Origin of the sequence: Streptomyces nojiriensis (assembly GCF_017639205.1) — a bacterium.
Classification (GTDB): Bacteria; Actinomycetota; Actinomycetes; order Streptomycetales; family Streptomycetaceae; genus Streptomyces; species Streptomyces nojiriensis.
In genome coordinates, this window is the sequence record NZ_CP071139.1 from 8555338 (window position 1) to 8578673 (window position 23336).

A 23336-nucleotide genomic window follows, 5' to 3' on the forward strand; every position below is an offset into this window, starting at 1 on the left:
CGGCTGGTTCGACCTGGTGGTCCCCGAACTGCCGTTGCCCGACCGGATCGACCGGATCGACCGGATCGGCCGGCCCGACCTGATCGACCCAGGCCGTACCACGGTCGTCACCCCGGAGTGAGAGAGTTCCTTCCGTGAAGCGCACGAGCACCCGCCTCGCCGACGGCCGCGAGATCTTCTACTACGACACCGGCGACGGCGCCGCCCGCGCCTTCCCCGACACGCGTCCGCTCGACGCGTCCGCCACCGCGAGCAGCTCCGAGGTACGGCGCGACCCGCTGCTCGGCGACCGGGTCGTCATCGCCTCCCACCGGCAGGGCCGCACCTACCACCCGCCCGCCGACGCCTGCCCGCTGTGCCCCTCCACCGCGGGACGCGCGAGCGAGATCCCGGCCCCCGACTACGAGGTGGCCGTCTTCGAGAACCGCTTCCCCTCCCTCGCCGGCGACACCGGCCGCTGCGAGGTCATCTGCTTCACCCCCGACCACCTGACCTCCTTCGCCGAACTCGACGACGAGCGCGCCGCGCTCGTCCTCGCCGCCTGGAGCGACCGCACCGCCGAACTCTCCGCCCGCGAGGGCGTCCAGCAGGTCTACTGCTTCGAGAACCGCGGCACCGAGATCGGCGTCACCCTCGCGCACCCGCACGGCCAGATCTACGCCTTCCCCTTCGTCACCCCGCGCACCACCCGGATGCTCGCCACCGTCGCCGCCCACCGCGAGCGCACCGGCGGCAACCTCTTCGAGGAGGTCCTGGCCGCCGAGCGCGCCGAAGGCACCCGCGTCGTCCTCGAAACGGAGCACTGGACCGCCTTCGTGCCCTACGCGGCGCGCTGGCCGTACGAGGTCCACCTCTACCCGCGCCACCGGGTCCCCGACCTGCCCGCCCTCGGCGACGGCGCCCGCGCCGAGTTCCCCCGCGTCTACCTGGAGCTGCTGCGCCGCTTCGACCGGCTCTTCGACCGGCCCGAACCGACCCCGTACATCTCCGCCTGGCACCAGGCCCCGGCGGGCGAGGGCCGGGCCGACTTCGCGCTCCACCTGGAGCTCTTCACGATCCGCCGGACGGCGGACAAGCTGAAGTACCTGGCCGGGACCGAGTCCGGCATGGAGGCCTACATGAACGACGTCCGGCCCGAGGCCGCGGCCGCGCGGCTGCGGGAGGTGGCGAGCGCGTGAGCGGGTCGGCACAGGACGATTTCCGGCAGCTGTACGGGTACCCGCCCGAGGGGGTCTGGGCGGCCCCCGGCCGGGTCAACCTGATCGGCGAACACACCGACTACAACGACGGCTTCGTCCTGCCCTTCGCCCTCCCGCAGCGCACCGAGGTGGCCGTGGCCCGGCGCACCGACCGGATCCTGCGGGTCCACTCCGCCGACGCCCCCTCCGGCGCGGTCACCCTCGACCTCGCCGGTCTCGATCCGGCGCGCCCTCCGCAGGGCGCCGCGAGCTGGGCCGCCTACCCCGCCGGAGTCGCCTGGGCCCTGCTGGACGCCGGGCTTCCGGTCGGCGGCGCCGATCTGCACGTACGGTCCGACGTACCGGCCGGCGCCGGCCTGTCCTCCTCTGCTGCCCTGGAGGTGGCCACCGCGCTGGCCCTCACCGACCTGTACGGGATCCCGCTCACCCGCCCCGAACTGGCCGTACTCGCCCGGCGCGCCGAGAACGCGTACGTCGGCGTCCCCTGCGGGATCATGGACCAGACGGCTTCGGCCTGCGCGACCGAGGGACACGCCCTCCACCTGGACACCCGCAGCCTCGAACAGCACCACATCCCCTTCGACTGCGCGGCGGCCGGCCTGCGCCTCCTCGTCATCGACACCCGGGTCAAGCACGCGCTCGCCGACGGCGCCTACGGCCGGCGCCGGGCCTCTTGCCACCGCGCGGCCGAGGCCCTGGGCCTGCCCGCCCTGCGCGACCTCCCGTACGAGGAACTGGAGCAGGCCCTGGCCCGCCTGGAGGACCCGGTCGGGCGCAGCCGCGTCCGGCACGTCGTCACCGAGAACCGACGGGTCCTGCGCATCGAGGAACTGCTGCGCGCGGGCCGACTGCGCGAGACGGGCCCGCTGCTGACGGAAGGCCACCTCTCGCTGCGCGACGACTACGAGGTGTCCTGTCCGGAGCTGGACCTGGCGGTTTCCACGGCGAACGCGGCGGGCGCGTACGGCTCCCGCATGACGGGCGGCGGCTTCGGCGGCTCGGCACTGTCCCTGATCGACGCGGACGCCGAGCGGTCGGTGACCCGGGCGGTGACGGAGGCCTTCCGCAGCGCGGGCCTCACCCCGCCCCGCATCACGACGGCCTCCCCGTCCCCCGGCGCCACCCGCCTCGTCTAGTTGTAGCGACCCGCAGGGTTGTCGACACGGCTGATGGGTGTCCGGCCGTCGAGTGCCCTCGGTTTGTGCCCGAGGCCGCCGATCTGGCGATCGACGTCCTCGGGCAACAGAGGACGAGCCGTGTGGGCGGCGAGCCGGGCCGGGGCCGTCTGCGCGCCCCGCTGGACCTATTCGGCCCAGGCACGCTCCAGCTGGGTGCGGAAGGTGGCGGGCTCTCGCCCGATCAGCTCGGCCAGGGTCGAGTCGACAGAGGCGAACTCCCCGTTCCGCGCCGCGGCGAAGATGCTCGATACCAGGTCGGCGATCGCGGCCGGGGCGCCGTGCGCCAGGAACTGCTCGCGGAAGGCGTCGTCGGGGACGACGGTGCGGGTGAAGGGTCGTCCGGTGGTCTGAGACGCGATCTCGGCGACGGTGTCGAAGTCGAGCGCCGCCGGGCCGGTGAGCGGCGGGGTGGGCCCCTCGAAGCGGGCCTCCCCGGCGAGGATCACCGCGGTGGCCTCGGCAAGGTCGTCGTGGCCGGTCCAGGCGACGGGGCCGTCGGCGGGGAGGGCGATGTCGCCGGTGTGGCGGGCGGACTCCAGGAACTGCAGGGCGCTGGAGGCGTAGAAGCCGTTGCGCAGCGCGGTCCAGGGCAGGCCGGTGGCGCGCAGCAGGTCCTCGGTCCGGGCGTGGTCGCGGCAGGCCTGGAAGCGGGAGTCGTGGGCGGCGCCCATCTGGCTGGTGTAGAGGATGCGGCCGACCTCGGCCTTCACGGCGGCGTCGACGGCGGCACGGTGGCCGCTGACGCACTCCTCGCCCGTGCGGTCGAGGGAGACGAGGAGCAGCTGTTCGGCCCCTTCGAAGGCGTGCATGAGCGAGTCGGGGTCGTCGAAACTGCCCTGCCGGACGCGGACGCCGCGGTCGGCGAGGTCCTGGGCCTTGCCGGGGTCGCGGACGCTGACGCCGACGCGGTCGGCGGGGACGCGCTCCAGGAGGCGCTCGACAGTACGGCGGCCGAGCTTTCCGGTGGCTCCGGTCACGATGATCATTGGGTTCTCCCGACGATGTTTCCGATGGAATCGCTGCAACGGTAACACTGGAATTTCCAATGGAAACAGATCCCCGGTATCATCGGTTCATGGCTACACGTGACTCAACCGACAACCCTCGGCGCCGCATCGTCGAGGCAGCCGTCGAGCTGCTGGAGAACGGCGGACCCGACGCGGTGAGCACCCGCGCGGTCGCCGCCGCGGCCGGAATGCAGCCGCCGGCGATCTACCGCCTCTTCGGAGACAAGGAGGGGCTCCTCGAGGCCGTCGCCGAGCACGGCTACGCGCAGTTCCTGGAGAGAAAGCGCGCGCAGCTCGACCCCGCCCCGCAGGCCCCGGTGGAGGAGCTGCGTCACGGCTGGGACGTGGTGGTCGAGTTCGGGGTCTCCCGCCCCGAGTTGTTCGCGGTGATGAACCGGGCCACCGGCCGGGGATCGGACGCAGCACACCGCGCGGGCTTGGAGATCCTCCATGGGCGGGTGCGCCGGCTGGCGGCCGGGGGATGGCTGCGGGTCGACGAGGAGCTGGCCGCCCAGATCATCCGGGCAACCGGCCAGGGCGCAGTCACCACCTGGCACTCCACGCCCGCGGACCGCCGCAATCCGGCGCTGTTGACCGTTCTGCGCGAGTCCATGGTCGCGGCCGTCACCCGCGCCGAGCCGGCGATTCCCGCCGCGGAGTCCGGTCCCGCCGCGGCGGCCCGCGCGCTGCGCGCCGCCCTTCCCGACGACGCCGATGTCCTGAGCGACGCCGAGCAGCGCCTCCTGCGTGAGTGGCTCACGCGCCTGGCGGCGGACGGTGGCGCTCCGGGTGCCTGATCGCGCGTCAAGCGCCCTCGTGCAGGTTGAACCTCGCAAGGAGAGATCGTGCGATGAAGCGGCCTCGCCGCCCACTGTTTCGTGCGTACGGCCCGCCCCCGGGGTTCCGGGACGGGCCGTGGGGCGCGGGGAGGGTCAGGCGGACGGGGGCGGCGTGGCGCCGGGCACCGGGCCGACGAGCTTCGGGTTGTCCTGCCGGGAGGGTTCCACGGGCTGGACGTCGACCACGGTCACGCCGGTACCGGGCCGCTGCTCGCCGATCAGTTCGCCGCGGTGCCGCATGACGAAGCCCACGGCGAGCGGTACGCCGTGGACGGCGTCGTTGACGTAGACGTCCTCGGTGTAGTCGTAGCGGGCCGAGGACCAGCACCCTTCGCATCCCGCTTCGGGCTTGCCCTCGAACGTCCACCGCAGGGTGACGCGGTAGGTGACGGGGTCGTCCCCGTACCCGGCGGTGAAGACCAGCTTGCCGCGGCCGGTGCGGTGGTCGGTGGCACACATGTCGACCGTGACGGTGCCGTACGCGGGGACGCTCTCGGGGGTGGGGAGCTGGGGCACGGTGCGCGCGCAGCCGGGCGCGGGAGTGGGGGTCCCGCCGCCTCCGCCCGTGCCTCCGCCCCCGGGACGGCCGGTGGGCGTGCCGGGTCGCGGGGTCACGGTCGGGTTCGGGGTGACGGTGGGGGCCAGGGTGGGCGTGGCGTCCGGAACGGGGGTGCCGGGGAGGGGAGTGCGCGACGGCACGGGCGTGGGGCCGGTGGTCGGCGGGGCGGACGGCCCCCTGGTGGGCGAGGTGCTGGGGACGGGGCCGGGGGTCTCGTCGGCGTTGACGGGTCCGGCGAATAAGGCGAGGACGGCGGCCGCGCAGGTGGCGACGGCGGCGGCCGGTATCAGCTTGCGGTTCACGGGTTCCTTCGGGTCGGGCCGACCCCGCCCCGGGCGGGGCGGGGGAACTCAGGTCAGAACGCGGCCGCGGCCGGCGGGGCGACGTCATGATCCACAAGGCCAAATTACCCGGAGCGGTCGCGGCGGCCGGTGGGGTCGGGGCCCGCGCGTGTCACACGGCGTTCACAGCCCACTGCGCGGAATCCGGTCCGCCGCCCGGGTCACCCGCCTAGACTGAAATTCAGTTGATCATGTAATCGTCGAGTCGGAGGAAAGAACCGCATGCGCTATCTCCCCCTGGGCAGTTCCGGACTCCAGGTCTCCGCCGTCGGCCTCGGCTGCAACAACTTCGGCGGCCGCCTGGACGCGCAGGCCACCCGTGCCGTCGTCGACGCCGCCCTGGACGCGGGCATCACCCTCCTGGACACCGCCGACATCTACGGCGGCGCGGGCGGCTCCGAGATACACCTCGGGCAGGCCCTCAAGGGCCGTCGCGACCAGGTCGTCCTCGCCACCAAGTTCGGTTACGACGGCGTGGACATGAAGTACGGGCCCGCCGCCGGCTCCCGCGGTGGCCGCGCCTACATCCGGCGGGCCGTCGAGGAGTCCCTGCGCCGCCTCGACACCGACCACATCGACCTCTTCCAGCTGCACAGCCCCGACCCGGCCACCCCGATCGCCGAGACCCTGGCCGCGCTCACCGAGCTCGTGGCCGAGGGCAAGGTCCGTTACATCGGCCACTCCAACCTCTCCGGCTGGCAGCTCGCCGAAGCCGCCCACGTCGCCCGCGAGACCGGCTCGGTCCCCTTCGTGTCGGCGCAGAACGAGTGGTCGCTGCTGGAGCGGTCGGCCGAGCGCGAGCTGGTCCCGGCCGCCCTCCACTACGGCGTCGGCGTGCTCCCGTACTTCCCGCTCGCCAACGGCCTGCTGACCGGCAAGATCCGACGGGGTACGCCCGTACCGGCCGGCTCCCGCCTCGAAGGCCGCGATTCGTACCTCACCGAGGAGCGCCTCGACGTCGTCGAAGCGCTGGCCGCGCTCGCCGAGAAGCACGACCGGACCGTCCTCGAACTCGCCATCGGCTGGCTCTCCGCCCAGCCCGGCTGCGCCTCCGTCATCGCGGGAGCCACCTCCGCCGAGCAGGTACGCGCCAACGCGGCCGTCGCCGACCGTCCGCTGGACGCCGAGCTGCTCGCCGCGATCGACGCGATCCCCGGGGCGGGCAAGCCCGAGTGACCGCTCAGCCGGGTGCCCCCGTCAGGACGTCCGCCTTGCCGGTGTCCAACGCGTAGCAGGCGCCCCACGACGGCCAGGGCGCCCTTGCCACCCGGGATCCCGGTCGGGGTGATCGGGGTCCGCGCTCACCCGGCGGGCGTTGTGCCGGGGGTGATCGGACCGCAGCCACACGGGCAGGGCAGCGTTGCCACGGACGGCCCACGCCCCGATGTCCCCGGGCGTGGGCCGTCCGTCCGCGCCCGGTCAGGACACGATGTCCTTGCGGGAGAACCCGCGGAAGGCGAGCGCGAACAGCACCAGCGCGTACGACACCGACACCACCGCCCCCTTGACCATCCCGCCCCACTCCAGCTGCGGCTGCAGGGCGTCCGCCCACGCGAACTGCCAGTGCGCCGGCAGGAACTCCCGCCACGACCCGAGCGCCGTCACCGCGTCCAGCACGTTGCCGACGATCGTCAGCCCGACCGCCCCGCCCACCGCGCCCAGCGGCGCGTCCGTCCGCGTCGACAACCAGAACGCCAGACCCGCCGTCACCAGCTGCGACACGAACACGAAGGCCACCGCCAGCGCGAGCCGCGGCACGGTGTCCCCGACCGCCAGCGCCCCGCCCGCCGGGAGCTTCAGCGACCCCCACCCGTACGCGGCCGTGCCCGCCGCCAGCGCCACCGCCGGCAGCAGCACCATCGCCGCCAGACTGAAGCCCAGCGCCACCACCAGCTTGCTCCACAGCAGCCGCGCCCGGGGCACCGGCGAGGCCAGCAGATAGCGCAGCGAGGACCAGCTCGCCTCCGAGGCCACGGTGTCCCCGCAGAACAGCGCCACCGGCACCACCAGCAGGAAGCCGGCGGAGACGAACAGACAGGTCGCGGCGAAGTTCGCACCCGAGGCCGTGGCCGTGTCGATCAGGGTGATGCGGCCGTTCCCGCCGCCCCGGCTGCCCGGCCCGCCGCCCACCGCGAACGCGATCATCAGGATGAAGGGCAGTGCGGCCAGCACCCCGCCCATCACCAGCGTCCGCCGCCGGCGCCACTGCCGCAGCGCCTCCACGCGCAGCGGCAGCGTACGGCTCGCCCGGTAGCCCGGAGCCACCTCCCGCACCGTCGTCGCCGTACTCACGCCGCACCTCCGATCAGGGTGAGGAACGCGTCCTCCAGTCGCCGGTGCGGTCCCACTCCGCTCACCGGCACCTCCAGCCGTACGAGTTCGGCGATCAGCCCCGCGGCCGTCGCGCCTTCGAGCCGTACGAGCAGCCCGTCATCGGCGGCCACCACGGAACCCACTCCCTCCAGCGCCGCCACCTTCTCGACGCTCACCTCGTCCACCGGCTCCGCCAGCGTCACCAGCAGCGTGTCCCCGCCGCCGGTGATCTCGGAGACCTCGCCGGCGGCGACCCGCTGCCCGCGGTCCATGACCACCAGGTGCGTACAGGACTGCTCCACCTCCGACAGCAGGTGGCTGGAGACGATGACCGTCCGGCCGCCCGCGGCGTAGCGGATCATCACGTCCCGCATCTCCCGGATCTGCGGCGGGTCCAGACCGTTCGTCGGCTCGTCGAGGATCAGCAGGTCCGGCATGCCGAGCATGGCCTGCGCGATCGCCAGGCGCTGGCGCATGCCCTGCGAGTACGTGCGCACCGCGCGCTCCAGCGCGTCGCCGAGCCCGGCGATCTCCAGGGCCTCCGCCATGTGCGAGTCCTCGGCCGGGCGGCCGGTGGCCTGCCAGTACAGCTCCAGATTGGCGCGGCCCGTCAGGTGCGGAAGGAATCCGGCGCCCTCCACGAAGGCCCCGACCCGGGACAGCACCGGCGCCCCGGCCCGTACCGCGTGCCCGAACACCCGGATCTCCCCGGCGTCCGGCGAGATCAGCCCCATCAGCATCCGCAGGGTGGTGGTCTTCCCGGCGCCGTTGGGCCCGAGCAGTCCCAGTACCTGCCCCTTCTCGACGCGGAAGGACAGGTCCCGCACCGCGTACCGGTCCTGCGCCTTCGCGTAGCGCTTCGTCAGGCCGGTGATCTCCAGGGGTACGTCGGCCAGTGCGGGGTCCGGCTGCGAGGCGCCCGGCCCCGACCCGCCGGCGCCCCGGCCGGTCCGCCGGATCCCGAGCAGCGCCGCGGCCAGGGCCACCGCGCCCAGCGGCAGCCACCAGGTCCAGGCGGGCAGCCCGGCCGAGGCGGTCCGTACCTCCGCGGCGACGGGCACGGCCAGCGGCCCCTCCACGGCGACGGTGTAGGTGGCCGGCGCCGCCGGGGTCGCGTAGCCGAGGTCGGTGGCGGCGATCACCAGCCGGAGCCGGTGCCCGGCCGGCACGGAGTGGTCGATCGCGGGGAGCCGCAGCCGCACGGTCGCACCCTGCTGGGCGTTCTCGACCCGCACCGGGGCGACCAGCTGGCTCGGCAGCACCTGCTGACGGCCGTCGGGCCCCACGTCGTACACCTTGCCGAACAGGACGGCCGAGCCGTCCTCGGCTGTCGACCTCACCTTCAGGGTGAGGGTCGGGGTGCCGGTGACCGTCACGTCCTCGGTCAGCGGCGCCGACTCGAACCGGGCGTTCTGCCCGGGGAAGTCCAGCGAGAGCCCGGCCCCGAAGGCGGCGAGCTGCCCGCCGATGCCCGGGAGCGCGGACAGGGCGGGAGGCGCGCCGCCCGCGGGATTGGCGAAGGTCTGCTCCGGCCCCGTCAGGGCGAACTCCCGGGGCCCGGATTCCAGCCCCGGGTACCGGTCGCCGGTCGCGCCGCGCAGCGTGACCTCGCCGTCGGTGGAGTCGATGCCCCCGGAGCGCGTGACCCGGAACGCCGGACCGGTGTCGGCGCCCTCGTCCCCCTTGAGGTGGCGGTCGAACCAGGAAGCCACCCGGGCCTCGACCCGGTCGGCCTCGCGCATCCCGCCGTCGTGCCCGCCGGCCGCCCAGTCCACGGAGACGGGCGCGCCGTTCGCCGCGATGGCCTTGGCCATGGCATCGGCCTGGTCCAGCGGGAAGAGGGAGTCGTCCTGGCCCTGCACGATCAGGGTCGGCACCTTGATCCGGTCGCCGACGGCCGACGGGCTGCGCTGCTCCAGGAGGGCGCGGGCCTCGGGATCGGGCCTGCCCGCCACCGCGACACGTTCGTACATCGCGCAGAGCTCGGGCTGGAACCGTCCGCAGCCGGGTGCGGACGGGGAGTCCGGCCGCTGTCCGGGCAGAGCACGCTGCATCCCGTCGGTCGAGCCGCTGGTGAAGAAGATGCCGGACCAGAGCTTTTTGAAGACGCCGTTGGGGAAGAGGGAGTCCGCGAGGTTCCAGTAGGTGATCACGGGAGCGATCGCGTCGACCCGCGGGTCGTGACCGGCCGCGAGCAGCGAGATCGCGCCGCCGTAGGAGGCCCCGGAGACGCCGACGCGCGGATCGCCGGCCGCGTCGAGCTGCACCTCGGGCCGGGCCGCGAGCCAGTCCACGAGCCGGGAGACGTCCTTGACCTCGTACGCGGGGTCGTTCAGGCCGATCCGGCCCTCGGAGCGGCCGAAGCCGCGCGCCGACCAGGTCAGGACGGCGTACCCGTCCCGGGCCAGGCGCTCGGCCTGCGCGCGGACGTCGTCCTTGCTGCCGCCGAAGCCGTGCCCGAGGAGGACGGCGGGACGTCTTTCCGCTCCGCCGCCCGCCGTGAAATAGGAGGTGTCGATCCCGGCGCCGGGCATGTTCACGACCTGGTCCTGGCGGTGCACGGCGGGTTCGTCACCGGTCGCGGACGCGGCCGTCCACGTACCGGCCCCCGCCACGACCGCGAGCGCGGCGGCGCCCGCGAGCAGACGGTCTCGGCGGCGCCGGGGCATTCGGAGCTTCATACGGGCACCCTAAGGGCCCGTTCCCCGGGCTCCGAGCACCCACAGGCGGAACCGTCCACCTTCTCGAGGAGTAGGCCGGGCCCCGTGTGTACCGCGCCTGCGGTACACGCCCGACCTGCGCGGTGCGTCCGCGGGCGGGAGGATGGCCGCATGCTGCTGGCCGAGGTCGCGCGCGTGTCCCGGGAGGTCGCCGACACCTCCGCCCGGTCCCGCAAGAGCGCCCTGCTCGCCGAGCTCTTCGCCGCCGCGCCCCCCGAGGAGGCCGGCCTGGTCATCTCCTACCTCTCCGGGCGCCTGCCGCAGGGCCGCCCCGGCATCGGCTGGCGCACGCTCGGCCAGGAGATCGAACCGGCGGCGCAGCCCGTCCTGACCGTCCGCGACGTCGACACCGCGGTCGGCGAACTGGCCGCGGTGGCGGGCCACGGGTCCGTGGAGCGGCGCGGCCGGATCCTCGCCGAGCTGCTGGGCCGGGCCACCGCGGCCGAGCAGGTGTTCCTGCGCGCCCTGCTGTCCGGCGAGGTGCGCCAGGGCGCGCTCGACGCGGTGGCCCTGGAGGGCGTGGCCGAGGCCGCCCGGGTACCGGCCGCCGCACTGCGCCGGGCCGTGATGCTGGACGGCTCGCTGCCCCGGGTGGCGGCGGCCGTACTGGCCGACGGCGCGCAGGCGCTGGGCACGGTCACGCTGCGCGTGGGGCAGCCCGTACAGCCGATGCTGGCGGGCACGGCGAAGTCGGTCGCCGAGGCACTGGCGGTGCTCGGGCCGTGCGCGGTGGAGGAGAAGCTGGACGGGATCCGGGTCCAGGTCCACCGCGAGGGGAGCGGCGTACGGGTGTACACGCGCTCCCTGGACGAGATCACGGGGCGGCTGCCGGAGGTGGCGGAGCTGGCCCGGTCGCTGCCGGGGGAGCGGTTCATCCTCGACGGGGAGGTCATCGGACGGGCGGCGGACGGCCGCCCCGTCCCCTTCCAGGAGATCGCGAGCCGGGTCCGCTCCCGGGTCGACGTCGACGCCGCCCGGCGCACCCTCCCGGTCGCCCCCTACTTCTTCGACGTCCTGGCCGTGGGCGAGGACGTCCTCCTCGACCTGCCGGTGCGCGAGCGGTACGCGGCCCTCACCGCGCTCGTTCCGGAGGGCGCCCGGGTCCGCCGCCTCGCCGTCGAGGACCCGGCGGAGCAGGGCGCCGAGGCCGAGGAGTTCTGGGCCGAGACGTTGCGCCGCGGCCACGAGGGGGTCGTCGTCAAGGCGCTCGACTCGTCCTACGCGGCCGGCCGGCGCGGCAGGCACTGGCTCAAGGTGAAACCGGTGCACACCCTCGACCTGGTGGTCCTCGCCGCGGAATGGGGCCACGGGCGGCGCACCGGCCTGCTGTCGAACCTGCACCTGGGGGCGGGCACCGGCGACGGGACGTACGCCATGCTAGGCAAGACCTTCAAGGGGCTCACCGACGAGATGCTGCGCTGGCAGACGCAGCGGCTGCGCGAGCTGGCGGTCGAGGACGACGGCTTCACCGTCCGGGTCCGCCCGGAACTGGTCGTCGAGATCGCCTACGACGGCCTGCAGCGCTCCTCCCGCTACCCGGCCGGGGTGGCCCTGCGCTTCGCCCGCGTCCTGCGCCACCGCCCGGACAAGCCGGCGGCCGAGGCGGACACGGTGGCCACGGTCCTGGCCGCGCACACGGCCTAGGCAGGATCGGCCGCCCTACGCGTCGTCGGGGTCGCTGTCGTCCTCGCGCAGCATGCGCCACAGGCGGGTGCGGTGGAGGACGTAGAGGGCCACGAGCAGGAAGACCACCTGCAGGCCCACGGCGAGCAGCCAGAAGACGGCCCGGCTCTCCAGCTCGTCCGTCAGGTAGGCGAAGTTCATGCCGAAGAACCCCGTCAGGAAGGTCAGCGGCAGGAAGATCGTCGACACCACCGCCAGGCGGTTGATCACGCCGTTCTGGTCGCCGGACACCAGGGAGGAGTAGCTGCCGAAGGCCCGCCGGGAGGTCTCCTGGAGGGACTCGATGTCGGTGAGCACCAGGTTCGAGGTGCGCCGGTACTCGCGGACGAGCTGCTGGCGGTCCCCGTGGAAGCCGCGGTTCATCACCCTGCGCGTGACGCTCTCCTCCGCCACCCGGTGGTAGGGCAGGAGGGTGTGGTGCAGCAGGGCCGCCGTGCGCCGCAGCCGCGACAGGCGGTAGAGCTGCTCGGGCTCGCGCCGGCGGAACATGGCGTCCTCCAGGTCCTCCACCTCCAGCAGGGCCCGGACGGCGGCCCGGCGATAGGTCTCCATGGCCTCGTCCAGCAGCAGGAACAGCATGGCGACGGCGTCCGGCGGGCTCTCGAGCGGGAACCGGGCGGTGACGTTCCCGATCAGGGGGGCCGATCCCCGGTGCACGGTGACGAGGTACCGCTCGGTCACCACGGCGTGGACATGGATGACGCGGTCCGCGTCGACCGCGGGCACGACGAACGCGCCGATCTCCCCGAAGATCTCCACCCGGGCGGATTCCCCCTTCCGCCCGAGCCACCCCATCTGCTCGGCCTCCAGGCCGAGCAGATGGGCGAGCGGTGGTCCGTCGGATGCGCCGTCCTCGGGCAGTTCCACGTCCACGAACAGGAAGGGAGACGTGGCGAGACGCTCGCGTGCCTCCGACACAGAGCCCCGGGTCAGGGTGCCCTCCGGCATGGACAGCATCGATACGATCATCGTCCCTCGCCGTAGGTCATCCGGTGCCGTGGCTCCCAGCCTGTACGGAGGGGGGTCCCGCGCAACCGCGGTGACGCATTCGCCCGGCGACGGGCCCTCGAACAGGTGAGGCCGGGGCGCCCGCCGAAGATGATTTGCCTCAGAGGCAATGCGGTTTGCCAGGCAGGCAAGAGTCTGGCTCAATCGGGGTATGACACCCGGATCCGACACCGGCCCCGAAGGCGCGGCCGGCCCCGACGAACCGGCGGACGAACTGCCCGCCGTGGCCCCCCAGCTACGCGACCTGCGCCGCCGCGCCGGACTCACCCTGGAGGCCGCCGCCGCACGGGCCCGGCTCTCGCCCGCCCACCTGTCCCGCCTGGAGACCGGCCGGCGCCAGCCCTCGCTGCCGCTCCTGCTCGGACTCGCCCGCACCTACGGCACGACCGTCTCCGAGCTGCTCGGCGAGATGCCCGCCGTGGCCGATCCCATCGTACGGGCCGGCGGTCCGGGCGCCCGCGAGGCCGACGGCTGGACGTACTGGCAGGCCGGCGGCTCCGGGCGGGGGATGCAGGCGCTGCGCGTGCACGTGCCGCACGGCCGCAGCCAGGGCGAGCTGGTCCGCGTACATCCCGGCGAGGAGTGGCTGTACGTCCTGGAAGGGCGGCTGCGGCTGCACCTGGGCGAGGCCGAGCACCTGCTGGAGCCGGGGGACAGCGCGCACTTCGACTCGCTCACCCCGCACCGGATCGGCGCGGCCTCCGCGGGCGGGGCCGACCTGCTCTTCGTCCACACGCTGCTGCAGAGCAGCCTGGCCGGGCTCTGCCTCGGCGGCGCCACCACGACCACGCCCGGCACGCCCACGACCACGCACCACCGATAGCGGAGGAGCCTTACCCATGTCCCGAGCCGAGAAGCCCGCGCCCGCGTCCATACGGGCCCGCTTCGAGTCCAAGTTCCCGCGCGGCCTGATCATCCGGCTGATCGCCTACCTGTTCGTCGGCCACCTCTTCGCCTTCTTCGTCTACCTCCTCTTCGTCCTGGGCGGCCAGAACCAGTAGCCGCGGGAGGCGGACGAGTTCAGGCCGCGCGACTCTGGCAACGTAAAGGACCTGTGGCTACCCTCCGCGCATGATTTCCACGGTTGTCTGGGGTACCGGCAACGTGGGCCGACTGGCGATCCGTGCCGTCGAGGCCCATCCCGCGCTCCAACTCTGCGCAGTCATCGTCCACAATCCAGCCAAGGTCGGCCGCGACGCGGGAGAACTCGGCGGCCTCGACCGCCTGTTGGGGGTCGAGGCCACCGACGACGTCGAAGCCGTCCTCGCCGCCCGCCCCCGGGCCGTGGTGTACGCCGCGTCCGGGGACATCCGGCCCGACGAGGCACTCGCCGACATCACCCGCGCCGTCCGCTCGGGCGCGGTCGTCGTCAGCCCGGCCCTGTACCCGCTCTACGACCACCTGAGCGCCCCGCCCGGGTTCCGCGACCCGGTGCTCGCCGCCGTCGCGGAGGGCGGCGGCTCGCTCTTCGCCTCCGGGGTCGACCCCGGGTGGGGCAACGACGTCCTCCCGCTCCTGCTCAGCGGACTCGGCACCACCGTCGACGCCATCCGCTGCCAGGAGATCTTCGACTACTCCACCTACGACCAGCCGGACTCCGTCCGTCACCTCGTGGGCATGGGGCAGCCGATGGACCAGGAGCCGATGATGCTCATGCCCTCCGTCCCCACCATGGTGTGGGGCGGGCAGATACGGATGATGGCCCGGGCGCTCGGGGTCGAACTCGACGAGATCCGCGAGACCTCGGAGCGCCGCGCGCTCGACACCACGGTGACCACCCGGACCATGGGCGAGTTCGAGGCCGGCACCCAGGGCGCGATCCGGTTCGAGGTACAGGGCATCGTCGAAGGCGAGCCCCGCATCGTCATCGAGCACGTCACCCGCATCCACGCCTCGTGCGCACCGGACTGGCCCATGCCGCCCGACGGCGGCGACGGCGCCCACCGGGTCGTCATCGAGGGCCACCCGCGCATCGAGGTCACCATCGAGGCCACGGACGAGGGCGAGAACCGCTCGGCGGGCGGCAACGCCACCGCCGTCGGCCGCCTCGTCGGCGCCATCGACTGGCTCACCGGGGCGGAACCCGGACTCTACGACGCCCTCGACATCCCGCTGCGCCCCGCCGTCGGCAGACTCGGAAGGAAACAGTCATGAGGATCGACATCCCTGAAGGCCAGCACCCGATCGAGTACGTGTGGGGCGACATGGTCCCCGGCATCGGCATGGCCGCGGCGAACTTCTCCCTGTCGGTGTACGCCCACACCACCCTGGGCCTGCGCGAGTTCGAGGCGGCCCGGCTGCGCGTCGCGCAGATCAACGGGTGCGTCTTCTGCCTGGACTGGCGCACCGAGCGGGACGGGGAGAAGGTCGAGGAGGAGTTCTCCGAGGCGGTCACCGAGTGGCGCACGACCGACGCGTTCGACGAGCGCACGCGGCTGGCGGCGGAGTACGCCGAGCGGTACACCCTCGACCACCACGGGCTCGACGAGGAGTTCTGGGACCGGATGACCGCGCACTACAGCCAGCTGGAGATCGTGGAGCTGACGATGAGCATCGGGTCCTGGCTGGCCTTCGGCCGGCTCAACCACGTGCTGGGCCTGGACAGCGTCTGCGTGCTGCCCGGGCACTGAGCGGCGGTGCATGCGGCGGTGCGTGCGGTGGTACGCGCGGCACTCAGGCAAAAGGGGCCGTTCGGGAGATCCGAACGGCCCCGGCCGCTGGGGGGAGGTCGCGGCGCTACGGAAGGTCGGTGGCGATGATCTTCTCTATGTTGCGTTCGGCGAGCGCCGTGATGGTGACGAAGGGATTCACGCTCGTGTTGCCGGGGATGAGCGCGCCGTCGATCACGTACAGGCCGGTGTAGCCGTGCAGGCGCCCGTAGTTGTCGGTGGCCTTGTTCAGGACCGCACCGCCGAGCGGGTGGTAGGTGAGGGTGTCGTTCCAGATCTTGTTGGCACCGAACAGGTCGGTCCGGTAGATCGTGCCCTCCTTCGAGTTGATCTTGTCGAAGATCGTCTTGGCCATGGAGATGGACGGCTGCTTCCAGGCGGTCTGCCAGCTCAGCTCGGCCGCTCCGGTCGCCGCGTTCCAGGTGAACTCGGCGCGGTTCGGGTTCTTGGTGATCGACAGGTAGAACGAGGCGTACGTCTCGATCCCGGTGGGGAGCGGTGCGACCTCGGCGAACGCGCCGCCCGCGTCCCAGTTGTCGATGCCGGAACAGGGGATGGTCGACTGGAGCTTGCCGGTCGGGTCCCACAGGTGGTTGGCGCGGCCGCACATGACGTTGCCGTTCTCGCCCCAGCCCTTGCCCACCTCGCCGTTGAGGTTCGGCAGTGCTCCCGTGGCCTTCAGTTTGACCAGGAGCTTGCTGGTGCCGACGCTGCCGGCCGCGAAGAAGACCCGGTCCGCGGTCACCGTCTTGGTGGCCACGGTGTCACCGGTGGTGTTGATCTGGTCGATGGCGACCGTGTAGCCGCCGCCCGCGGCCGGTGAGACCGAGGTGACCTTGTGCAGAGCGGAGATGGCGACCCGGCCGGTCGCCTTCGCCTGCGCGAGGTAGGTCTGGACGAGCGACTTCTTGCCGGCGTTGTTGCCGTAGAGGATCTCGCCGGCCAGGGCGGACTTGGTGACGGTGCCGGCGGCCTCCGCCTTCATGTAGTCCCAGTCGTACACGTCGGGCACGAAGGTCCAGGCGAAGCCGGAGCGCTGGGCGTGCTTGCGGCCGACGCGGGAGAACTGGTAGCAGTCGGCGGTGTCGAACCAGGCCGGGTCGATCATGCCGACCCCGAGTCCGGCATTGGCCCTCGGGTAGTAGGTGGCGTACATCTCGTCGGCGTCCACCGAGGGGAGGACGGCGGCGAAGTTTGCACGCTTGGGCGTGACCGCCATGCCGCCGTTGACCAGCGAACCGCCGCCGACCCCGCGGCCCTGGTAGACCGTGATGCCGGCGAAGTCCTCGGCGTCCAGGATGCCCGTGTACTTGGGGACGTCCTTGTCGATCGGGAAGCCGAGGAAGTTGCTGAGCGGCGCCTTGGTCCGGGTGCGCAGCCAGAAGGACCGGTAGTCCGGGCTGGTCACCTTGGGGAAGATCTTGCCGTCCGAGCCCGGCGTGTCCCAGGACATGCCCATCTCGATCATCTGCACGTCCACGCCGGCCTGCGCCAGCCGCAGGGCCGCCACCGATCCGCCGTAGCCCGTGCCGATGACCAGGACCGGTACGCGGGCGCCGTCGGAGATCGGGCCGGGCGGGGCGGCCGCCTGCGCCGGGGTGACGCGGCCCGCCAGGGCCACGGCCCCGATGATGGAACCTGTTCTACCGAGAAATCCGCGACGGGAAATCCCGTTGGAACTCCTTCTGGGCAGAGGTTTATCCTTCATGTGACGTTCCTCACTCGATGACAGAATGGGAACGAGTTCTACTGCTGCCCGCGTGTGAAGTCACTACATACGTCTAGGTAACTTTCGGTCGATCGCGTGACAGGGGAGCGGCGTGCGGCCGCCGGACCCAGCCCCAGACCAGCAGTGACGCGACCGCCGCGAAGGCGCACCAGGTGGAGGCGAATTCCAGCCGCCACAACGCTGAGCAGGCCAGTGCCCCCGCCGCCGGCACCATGCCGAGGGTCCCGAGCCGCCGGTCGCCCCCGAGCAGCAGCGCGCCCAGCGTGGCGAACAGGTAGCCCGCCAGCACCAGCGGCATCCACGGAACATTCACGCCGTAGCCGATGGTGCGGCCCCTGATCTCGGCGGTCACCGGCCGCGTCGCGAGGCAGTACGAGAGCACCGCGGCGGTGGCCGGACCCGCGGCCAGGGGGGCCCACAGCCGGCGCCGGACGCCGGGCGCGGCCGCCGGCAGGACCCCGGCCGGCACCCAGAGCACCAGCAGCGGCATCGCGATCACCGCCCAGGCAGTGGCGGCCGGGGAGCAGCCGCCGCCCGTGCCCCACACCGCGGCCTCCACCAACTGGTGCGCGCCCAGCAGCAGCGGCAGCGCGGCGACGGGCAGGTCGCGGGCCCGCCGCACCCCCGCCAGGCACACGATCCCGGCGGCGGAGACCGCCGTGCCCGCCACCAGATCGGCCGTCGCGCTCCAGCACACGGGATCAGCCGGACTCCTCACGGGGTTCGAGCGGCGGGGCCGACACCGCGCAGTACGTATGACACTGGGGGTGGCACGCCTCGGGCGCGGGGGAGCGTACGGTCGCCCAGGCCAGGGCGGCGCCGGCCACGAACGCCCCGGTGCACCAGAGCATGGCCCGCCCGAAAGCGGCGTCGAACTGGGTCGCCGAGCGGTACGACTCCGGCCCCATCCCGGACAGCAGCGGCAGCGCCGCCACCGCGAGCAGCCCGGCGACGCGCGCCGCCGCGTTGTTGATGCCGCTGGCCAGGCCCGCCCGCCCGGGGTCCACCGAGGCGAGCACGGTCGAGGTCAGCGGAGCCACCAGGGCCACGAGGCCCATGCCCATGACGACCATCGCGGGCAGCACGTCCGAGACGTACGAGGCCGCGGGCCCCACCCGCAGCATCAGCAGCGTCCCGGCCGCGCACAGCAGCGGCCCCACCGTGAGGGGGATGCGCGGCCCGATCCGCTCCCCGAGCTCACCCGAGCGCGCCGACAGCAGGAGCATGAGGAGGGTCGTCGGCAGCATCGCGGCCCCGGCCGCCAGCGCCGAGTAGCCGGACACCACCTGGAGCTGGAGCACCGTGAGGAAGAAGAACCCGCCGATGGCCCCGTACACGCACAGGGTGACGAGGTTGACCGCGGTGAACAGCCGGGACGCGAAGATGTCCGGAGGCACCATCGGATCGGGCCGCCGCCGCTCCACGTAGACGAAGGCGATGCCCAGCAGGACCCCGAGCACCGCTGCGACGATCACCGCCGGTGCGCCCGACCGGGCCTCGATCAGCGCGTAGGTGACCAGCCCGAGGGAGCTCGCACCGAGTGCCGCCCCGGCCACGTCGAACCGTCCGTGCGCCTGCGGGTCCCGCGATTCCGGTACGTGCCGCAGGGCGACCGGCACGCAGACCGCGGCCAGCGGCACGTTCAGCAGGAACACCCACCGCCAGCCCGGCCCGTCCACCAGCCAGCCGCCGAGGAACGGTCCCACGGCCGCGCCCACCCCGCCGAGCCCCGACCACAGGCCGATCGCCCGCCCCCGGTCCTCGGCGCGGATCGACGCCTGGATCAGGGCCAGGGAGCCGGGCGCCAGCAGTGCCCCGCCGATGCCCTGCAGGGCGCGGGCGGCGATCAGCACCCCGGCGTTCGGAGCGATGCCGCACAGCAGCGAGCCGACCGCGAACCACACCACGCCCAGTACGAAGATCCGGCGCCGCCCGAAGCGGTCGCTCAGCGACCCGCCGACCAGGATCAGCCCGGCCAGGGTCAGCAGATAGGCGTTCACCGTCCACTGGAGCACCGCCAGATCGGCGTCGAGGTCCTCCCCGATGCGCGGCAGTGCCACGTTCACGACGGTCCCGTCCAGCATGGCCATGGTCGACCCGAGCACGGTGGTCAGCAGGATCCACCGGCCGCGTGCGGACGCGATCGGGACTCCGGCTCCGGACGGCTCGGCAGGCGCAGTCATGTCTTCAGGCTGGCGCGCGCGGCCGGTGCGGGCCACCGGGGCGCACCGCGGGACGGCCGAAAAGTCACCCTTGTAATGAACATGACGTCTCCTTCACCATGACCCGCGCACGTCACGCGCACCCTTCCCGCACAACCCGCACACGGCGTACGAGGAGACAACACGTGGCCCAACGCGACAACCGGTCCCCACGAGCCCTACGGCCCACGAAGCCGGCCAGGCCCGCACGGTCCTTACGCACGGCGCTCGCCGCCCTCACCTCGGTCCTGCTCCTGCCGATCGGCGCGGGCGCCGCCGCGGCCGCGCCGGACCCCGGACCCGCCGCCCCGACCGCGGCCGAGCGCAAGATCGAACCGGCGCTCCGCGCCCAGCTCGACGACTCCGCCAAGGCCGCCTTCTGGGTCTACCTCGACAGCGCCGCCGACCTCACCGCCGCGGGGAAGCAGCAGACCCGCGCCGCCAAAGCCGAAACGGTTCTTCGGATCAAGAAGGACCACGCCGCGCGCAGCCAGGCCGAGGTCGTCAAGGCCCTGCAGGGCGCCGGCGCCGAGTACACCTCGTACTGGATCGTGAACGCCGTGCGCGTCGTCGGCAGCCAGAAGCTCGCCGGGACCCTCGCCCAGCGCCCCGAGGTCGCCCGGATCGACGCCGACGACAAGGTCGACCTCCCCAAGCCCACCGAGGGCAAGCGGGAGAAGGCCGTCGCCGACGCCATCGAGTGGAACATCGACCGGATCAAGGCCCCGCAGGTCTGGGACCAGGCCGGGGTGCGCGGCGAGGGCATCGTCGTCGCCAACATCGACAGCGGCGTGGACTACACCCACCCGGCCGTGAACAACCAGTACCGCGGCAAGAAGGCGGACGGCACGTACGACCACGCCTACAACTGGTTCGACCCGGCGGGCGTGTGCACCACCGCGGCCCCCTGCGACAACAACGACCACGGCACCCACACCATGGGCACGATGGTCGGCGACGACGGCGGCGCCAACAAGATCGGCGTGGCCCCCGGCGCCAAGTGGATCGCGGCCAAGGGCTGCGAGTCGAACTCCTGCTCCGAGGCCTCCCTCCTCGCCTCGGGCCAGTGGATCGTCGCCCCGACCGACCTGAGCGGCCAGAACCCGCGCCCCGACCTCGCCCCGCACATCGTCAACAACTCCTGGGGCGGGGGCGGCGGCGACACCTGGTACCAGCAGATCGTCGACACCTGGCGGGCCGCCGGCATCTTCCCGGCCTTCTCCAACGGGAACGCCGGCCCGGGCTGCAACACCGCCGGCTCGCCCGGCGACTACGCCAGCTCCTACAGCTCCGGCGCCTTCGACATCAACAACGCGATCGCGTCCTTCTCCTCGCGCGGCGCGGGCCCCGGCGGCATCGTCAAGCCGAACATCGCCGCCCCCGGCGTGAACGTCCGCTCCTCCGTCCCCGGCGGCGGGTACGAGGCCTTCTCCGGCACTTCGATGGCCTCACCGCACACCGCTGCCGCCGTCGCCCTGCTCTGGTCCGCCGCGCCCGCCCTGGAGGGCGACATCGCGCAGACCGAGTCGCTCCTGGACGGCACCGCCCTGGACACCGACAGCAGCCAGTGCGGCGGCAGCGCCGCCGACAACAACGTCTTCGGCGAGGGCCGCCTCGACGTCCTCGCCGCCGTGACCGCCGCCCCGCGCGGCGCCATCGGCTCGCTCGGCGGCACCGTACGCTCCGGCGGCCAGCCCGTCGCGGGCGTGAAGATCACCGCCGACGGCCCGATCGACCGTACGACCACCACCGCGGCCGACGGCACCTACCGCTTCACCTCCCTCTCCGTCGGCGACTACGCCCTGACCGCCGCCAAGTTCGGCTACGGGCAGCAGACCGGGACGGCCACGGTCACCGAGAACGCCACCGCCACCGGCGACTTCACCCTCACCCAGGCGGCCTCCGGCAAGCTCACCGGCACCGTCTCCTCGGCCGCCGGCCCCGCCGCCGGCGCCTCCGTCACCATCGCGGACACCCCGGTGACCGCGACCGCCGACGCCCAGGGCCGCTTCGAGGTCACCCTGCCGCACGGCACGTACGACGTGAACGCCACCCACGCCTCCCGCTGCGTCACCGGCGGCACGGCGAAGGTCACCGTCGCCGGCGACGCCACCGTCGCCGTGAACCTGCCCGAACGCACCGACGGCTACGGCTACGCCTGCGCCGCCGCCGGCGACCGCCCGTACGCCGAGGGCACCCGCCAGCTCGCGCTCACCGGAGACAACACCACCGAGCGCGTCGACCTGCCCTTCCCGCTGCCCCTGTACGGAAAGACGTACGGCCAGGCCTGGATCGGCACCAACGGCACCGTCAGCTTCGGCGGCAACAACACCGGTGACATCAACGGGGACATCCCGAGCACGGCCACGCCCAACGCGGCCCTGTACCCGTTCTGGGACGACCTCGTCGTCGGCGCCCCGGGCAGCGGCTCCGGCGTCTTCACCGGAGTCACCGGCACCGCCCCGCACCGCAGCTACGTGATCGAGTGGCGCCAGGTGTCCCACTGGTCGGCGCAGGCCGACAAGTTCTCCTTCTCGGCCGCGATCGGCGAGGACGGCACCGTCTCCTACTCCTACAAGGGGACCGGCGGCACCGGCATCAAGGGCGGCTCCACGGCCACGATCGGCGTGGAGAACGCGGCCGGCACCGACGCCTTCAAGTACTCCTTCAACACCGCGGTCATCACGGACGGCCTCTCCATCGCCTTCCGGACAACCAAGAGCGGCGTGGTGGCGGGCCGGGTGCTCGACGCCAACGACGGCAACGGCGTCGCGGGCGCCACAGTGACCGTCGGCACGGGTGACACGGCGGTGTCGGCGACCACGGCCGCGGACGGCGGATACGTCGTCCAGAGCCCGTCGGGCGCGCGGACCGTCTCGCTGGCGGCCCCGCAGTACGAGTCCGCCACGGCGACGGTGGACGTCAAGGCCGCCGACGTCACGGCGGTGACGCAGTCCCTGCGCACCGGAAAGGTGACGGCGTCCAAGCCGTCCCTGGAGGTCGTCCTCCCGGCGAACCAGCAGCGGACCCGGACCCTGGACCTGACCAACCCGGGCCTCGGCACGGAGTTCACGGTGTCCGAGGACGCGAGCTGGCTGACCGCCACACCGGCGACCGGCACCCTCGCGACCGGCGCGAAGGTCCCGCTCACCCTTTCGGTGGACACCACCGGACTGACCCCGGGCGCGGTCCTCACCGCCGACCTGAAGATCACCTCGGCGAGCGGCCGGACCCCGGTGCTCTCCGTCCCGGTCAAGGTCGTCGTCCCGCGCTACCAGGTCGGCCTGGACGCGGGATCCGGCTACACCACCACGGACGGCCTGGGCGACGCCTGGTCCCCGGACCGCAAGTACACGCCCGGCTCCTACGGCTACCAGGGCAACAGCACCGTGGAGGCCACCGGCCGCACCATCGCCGGCACGGACGAGCAGCGGCTGTTCCGCAACGCCCGTGAGGGCATGTACGAGTACCGCTTCGACAACGTGCCGAACGGTACCTACACGGTGGAGCTCGGCTTCGCGGAGCTCTCCTCCACCAAGCCCAACAAGCGCGTCTTCGACGTCCTGGCCGAGGGCACGCAGGTCCTCCCCTCCCTCGACATCTCCCTGGAGGCGGGCACCTACAAGGCCCTGACCCGTACGTACACGGTCACGGTCACGGACGGGGTCCTCAACGTCCGCTTCGTCACGCACAGCGGATTCGGCAAGCCCCTGCTGAACACCCTGCGGGTGACCGACCGCCCGGACAAGGGCTAGTCCGGCCGGTAGGACACGGGGGCGGGGTGCCTGCGGGCGCCCCGCCCCTTCCCGCTGCGGGGGCTCGGGGCTCGGGGCTCGGGGCACGGGGGCGCGAGGGCGCGAGGCGCGGGCGCACGGGGGCATTCGGGTGGC

At 73.1% G+C, this 23336-nt stretch carries 18 protein-coding genes; 10 read left to right on the top strand and 8 right to left on the bottom strand.

What is annotated here, in order from left to right:
* Nucleotides 1-134 precede the first annotated feature (134 nt).
* Together galT and galK are read left to right on the top strand one after the other, a co-directional pair.
* On the top strand, nt 135-1178 hold the full coding sequence (gene galT / locus JYK04_RS38660; protein WP_189744513.1) for a galactose-1-phosphate uridylyltransferase: 1044 nt from the start codon (nt 135-137) through the stop codon (nt 1176-1178).
* Entirely contained in the window at nt 1175-2335 is a 1161-nt protein-coding gene (gene galK / locus JYK04_RS38665; protein ID WP_202185969.1) for a galactokinase, read from the top strand. The genes galT and galK overlap by 4 nt, the downstream gene beginning before the upstream one ends.
* A 167-nt stretch (nt 2336-2502) precedes the next feature.
* On the opposite strand, the gene JYK04_RS38670 is transcribed toward galK, so the two are convergent.
* Complete coding sequence (locus tag JYK04_RS38670; protein ID WP_189744515.1) at nt 2503-3363, bottom strand: SDR family oxidoreductase; 861 nt, start codon at nt 3361-3363, stop codon at nt 2503-2505.
* Between the two features lie 89 nt (nt 3364-3452).
* Here JYK04_RS38670 and JYK04_RS38675 point away from each other — a divergent pair, with 89 nt between their 5' ends.
* A complete protein-coding gene (locus tag JYK04_RS38675; protein ID WP_189744517.1) occupies nt 3453-4181 on the top strand; it encodes a TetR/AcrR family transcriptional regulator in 729 nt (242 codons plus the stop codon).
* Nucleotides 4182-4316: 135 nt separating this feature from the next.
* Here JYK04_RS38675 and JYK04_RS38680 read toward each other — a convergent pair whose 3' ends face one another.
* A complete protein-coding gene (locus tag JYK04_RS38680) occupies nt 4317-4922 on the bottom strand; it encodes a hypothetical protein (RefSeq protein ID WP_202185970.1) in 606 nt (201 codons plus the stop codon).
* 423 nt (nt 4923-5345) lie between these two features.
* Between JYK04_RS38680 and JYK04_RS38685 the strand changes: the two genes are divergently transcribed.
* A complete protein-coding gene (locus JYK04_RS38685; RefSeq protein ID WP_189744521.1) occupies nt 5346-6299 on the top strand; it encodes an aldo/keto reductase in 954 nt (317 codons plus the stop codon).
* 243 nt (nt 6300-6542) lie between these two features.
* On the opposite strand, the gene JYK04_RS38690 is transcribed toward JYK04_RS38685, so the two are convergent.
* Together JYK04_RS38690 and JYK04_RS38695 are read right to left on the bottom strand one after the other, a co-directional pair.
* Nucleotides 6543-7415, bottom strand: coding sequence for an ABC transporter permease (locus JYK04_RS38690; protein WP_189744523.1), 873 nt, complete (start codon nt 7413-7415; stop codon nt 6543-6545).
* Nucleotides 7412-10117 carry an alpha/beta fold hydrolase gene (locus JYK04_RS38695; protein WP_189744525.1) on the bottom strand — a complete coding sequence of 902 codons (2706 nt, stop codon included), beginning with the start codon at nt 10115-10117 and terminating at the stop codon, nt 7412-7414. The genes JYK04_RS38690 and JYK04_RS38695 overlap by 4 nt, the downstream gene beginning before the upstream one ends.
* Nucleotides 10118-10267: 150 nt before the next feature.
* On the opposite strand from JYK04_RS38695, the gene JYK04_RS38700 reads away from it, so the two are divergent.
* Nucleotides 10268-11800, top strand: a complete 1533-nt coding sequence (locus JYK04_RS38700) for an ATP-dependent DNA ligase (RefSeq protein ID WP_189744528.1) — start codon at nt 10268-10270, stop codon at nt 11798-11800.
* Nucleotides 11801-11815: 15 nt separating this feature from the next.
* On the opposite strand, the gene JYK04_RS38705 is transcribed toward JYK04_RS38700, so the two are convergent.
* Complete coding sequence (locus tag JYK04_RS38705) at nt 11816-12796, bottom strand: magnesium transporter CorA family protein (protein WP_229876644.1); 981 nt, start codon at nt 12794-12796, stop codon at nt 11816-11818.
* Nucleotides 12797-12998: 202 nt separating this feature from the next.
* On the opposite strand from JYK04_RS38705, the gene JYK04_RS38710 reads away from it, so the two are divergent.
* The 4 genes from JYK04_RS38710 to JYK04_RS38725 all read left to right on the top strand — a co-directional run bounded on the left by JYK04_RS38710 (nt 12999) and on the right by JYK04_RS38725 (nt 15477).
* The gene (locus JYK04_RS38710; RefSeq protein ID WP_189744530.1) at nt 12999-13670 is read left to right on the top strand and encodes a helix-turn-helix domain-containing protein; all 672 of its coding nucleotides are present in this window, start codon (nt 12999-13001) and stop codon (nt 13668-13670) included.
* Between the two features lie 16 nt (nt 13671-13686).
* Nucleotides 13687-13848, top strand: a complete 162-nt coding sequence (locus JYK04_RS38715) for a DUF6126 family protein (protein ID WP_189744532.1) — start codon at nt 13687-13689, stop codon at nt 13846-13848.
* Between the two features lie 70 nt (nt 13849-13918).
* Nucleotides 13919-15001 (top strand): NAD(P)H-dependent amine dehydrogenase family protein, encoded by a 1083-nt coding sequence (locus JYK04_RS38720; RefSeq protein WP_189744534.1) that lies wholly within the window; start codon nt 13919-13921, stop codon nt 14999-15001.
* The gene (locus tag JYK04_RS38725; RefSeq protein ID WP_189744536.1) at nt 14998-15477 is read left to right on the top strand and encodes a carboxymuconolactone decarboxylase family protein; all 480 of its coding nucleotides are present in this window, start codon (nt 14998-15000) and stop codon (nt 15475-15477) included. The genes JYK04_RS38720 and JYK04_RS38725 overlap by 4 nt, the downstream gene beginning before the upstream one ends.
* Before the next feature lie 106 nt (nt 15478-15583).
* Here the strand turns inward: JYK04_RS38725 and JYK04_RS38730 are convergent, their stop codons facing one another.
* The 3 genes from JYK04_RS38730 to JYK04_RS38740 form a co-directional block, all read right to left on the bottom strand.
* On the bottom strand, nt 15584-17224 hold the full coding sequence (locus JYK04_RS38730) for a GMC oxidoreductase (RefSeq protein WP_189744538.1): 1641 nt from the start codon (nt 17222-17224) through the stop codon (nt 15584-15586).
* A 73-nt stretch (nt 17225-17297) separates the two neighbouring features.
* Nucleotides 17298-17942, bottom strand: a complete 645-nt coding sequence (locus JYK04_RS38735) for a DUF6629 family protein (RefSeq protein ID WP_189744540.1) — start codon at nt 17940-17942, stop codon at nt 17298-17300.
* A 4-nt stretch (nt 17943-17946) separates the two neighbouring features.
* Nucleotides 17947-19428 (bottom strand): MFS transporter, encoded by a 1482-nt coding sequence (locus JYK04_RS38740; protein ID WP_189744542.1) that lies wholly within the window; start codon nt 19426-19428, stop codon nt 17947-17949.
* A gap of 164 nt (nt 19429-19592) precedes the next feature.
* Between JYK04_RS38740 and JYK04_RS38745 the strand changes: the two genes are divergently transcribed.
* Nucleotides 19593-23201, top strand: coding sequence for a S8 family serine peptidase (locus JYK04_RS38745; RefSeq protein WP_229876646.1), 3609 nt, complete (start codon nt 19593-19595; stop codon nt 23199-23201).
* Nucleotides 23202-23336 lie beyond the last annotated feature (135 nt).

Excerpts from the sequence above, each read along its gene's own strand:
- JYK04_RS38700 (WP_189744528.1), top strand. The coding sequence starts at position 10,268 with ATGCTGCTGGCCGAGGTCGCGCGCGTGTCCCGGGAGGTCGCCGACACC.
- JYK04_RS38695 (WP_189744525.1), bottom strand. The coding sequence starts at position 10,117 with ATGAAGCTCCGAATGCCCCGGCGCCGCCGAGACCGTCTGCTCGCGGGC.
- JYK04_RS38715 (WP_189744532.1), top strand. The coding sequence starts at position 13,687 with ATGTCCCGAGCCGAGAAGCCCGCGCCCGCGTCCATACGGGCCCGCTTC.
- JYK04_RS38720 (WP_189744534.1), top strand. The coding sequence starts at position 13,919 with ATGATTTCCACGGTTGTCTGGGGTACCGGCAACGTGGGCCGACTGGCG.
- JYK04_RS38685 (WP_189744521.1), top strand. The coding sequence starts at position 5,346 with ATGCGCTATCTCCCCCTGGGCAGTTCCGGACTCCAGGTCTCCGCCGTC.
- JYK04_RS38710 (WP_189744530.1), top strand. The coding sequence starts at position 12,999 with ATGACACCCGGATCCGACACCGGCCCCGAAGGCGCGGCCGGCCCCGAC.
- JYK04_RS38675 (WP_189744517.1), top strand. The coding sequence starts at position 3,453 with ATGGCTACACGTGACTCAACCGACAACCCTCGGCGCCGCATCGTCGAG.
- JYK04_RS38670 (WP_189744515.1), bottom strand. The coding sequence starts at position 3,363 with ATGATCATCGTGACCGGAGCCACCGGAAAGCTCGGCCGCCGTACTGTC.
- JYK04_RS38740 (WP_189744542.1), bottom strand. The coding sequence starts at position 19,428 with ATGACTGCGCCTGCCGAGCCGTCCGGAGCCGGAGTCCCGATCGCGTCC.
- JYK04_RS38725 (WP_189744536.1), top strand. The coding sequence starts at position 14,998 with ATGAGGATCGACATCCCTGAAGGCCAGCACCCGATCGAGTACGTGTGG.
- JYK04_RS38705 (WP_229876644.1), bottom strand. The coding sequence starts at position 12,796 with ATGCTGTCCATGCCGGAGGGCACCCTGACCCGGGGCTCTGTGTCGGAG.
- JYK04_RS38730 (WP_189744538.1), bottom strand. The coding sequence starts at position 17,224 with ATGAAGGATAAACCTCTGCCCAGAAGGAGTTCCAACGGGATTTCCCGT.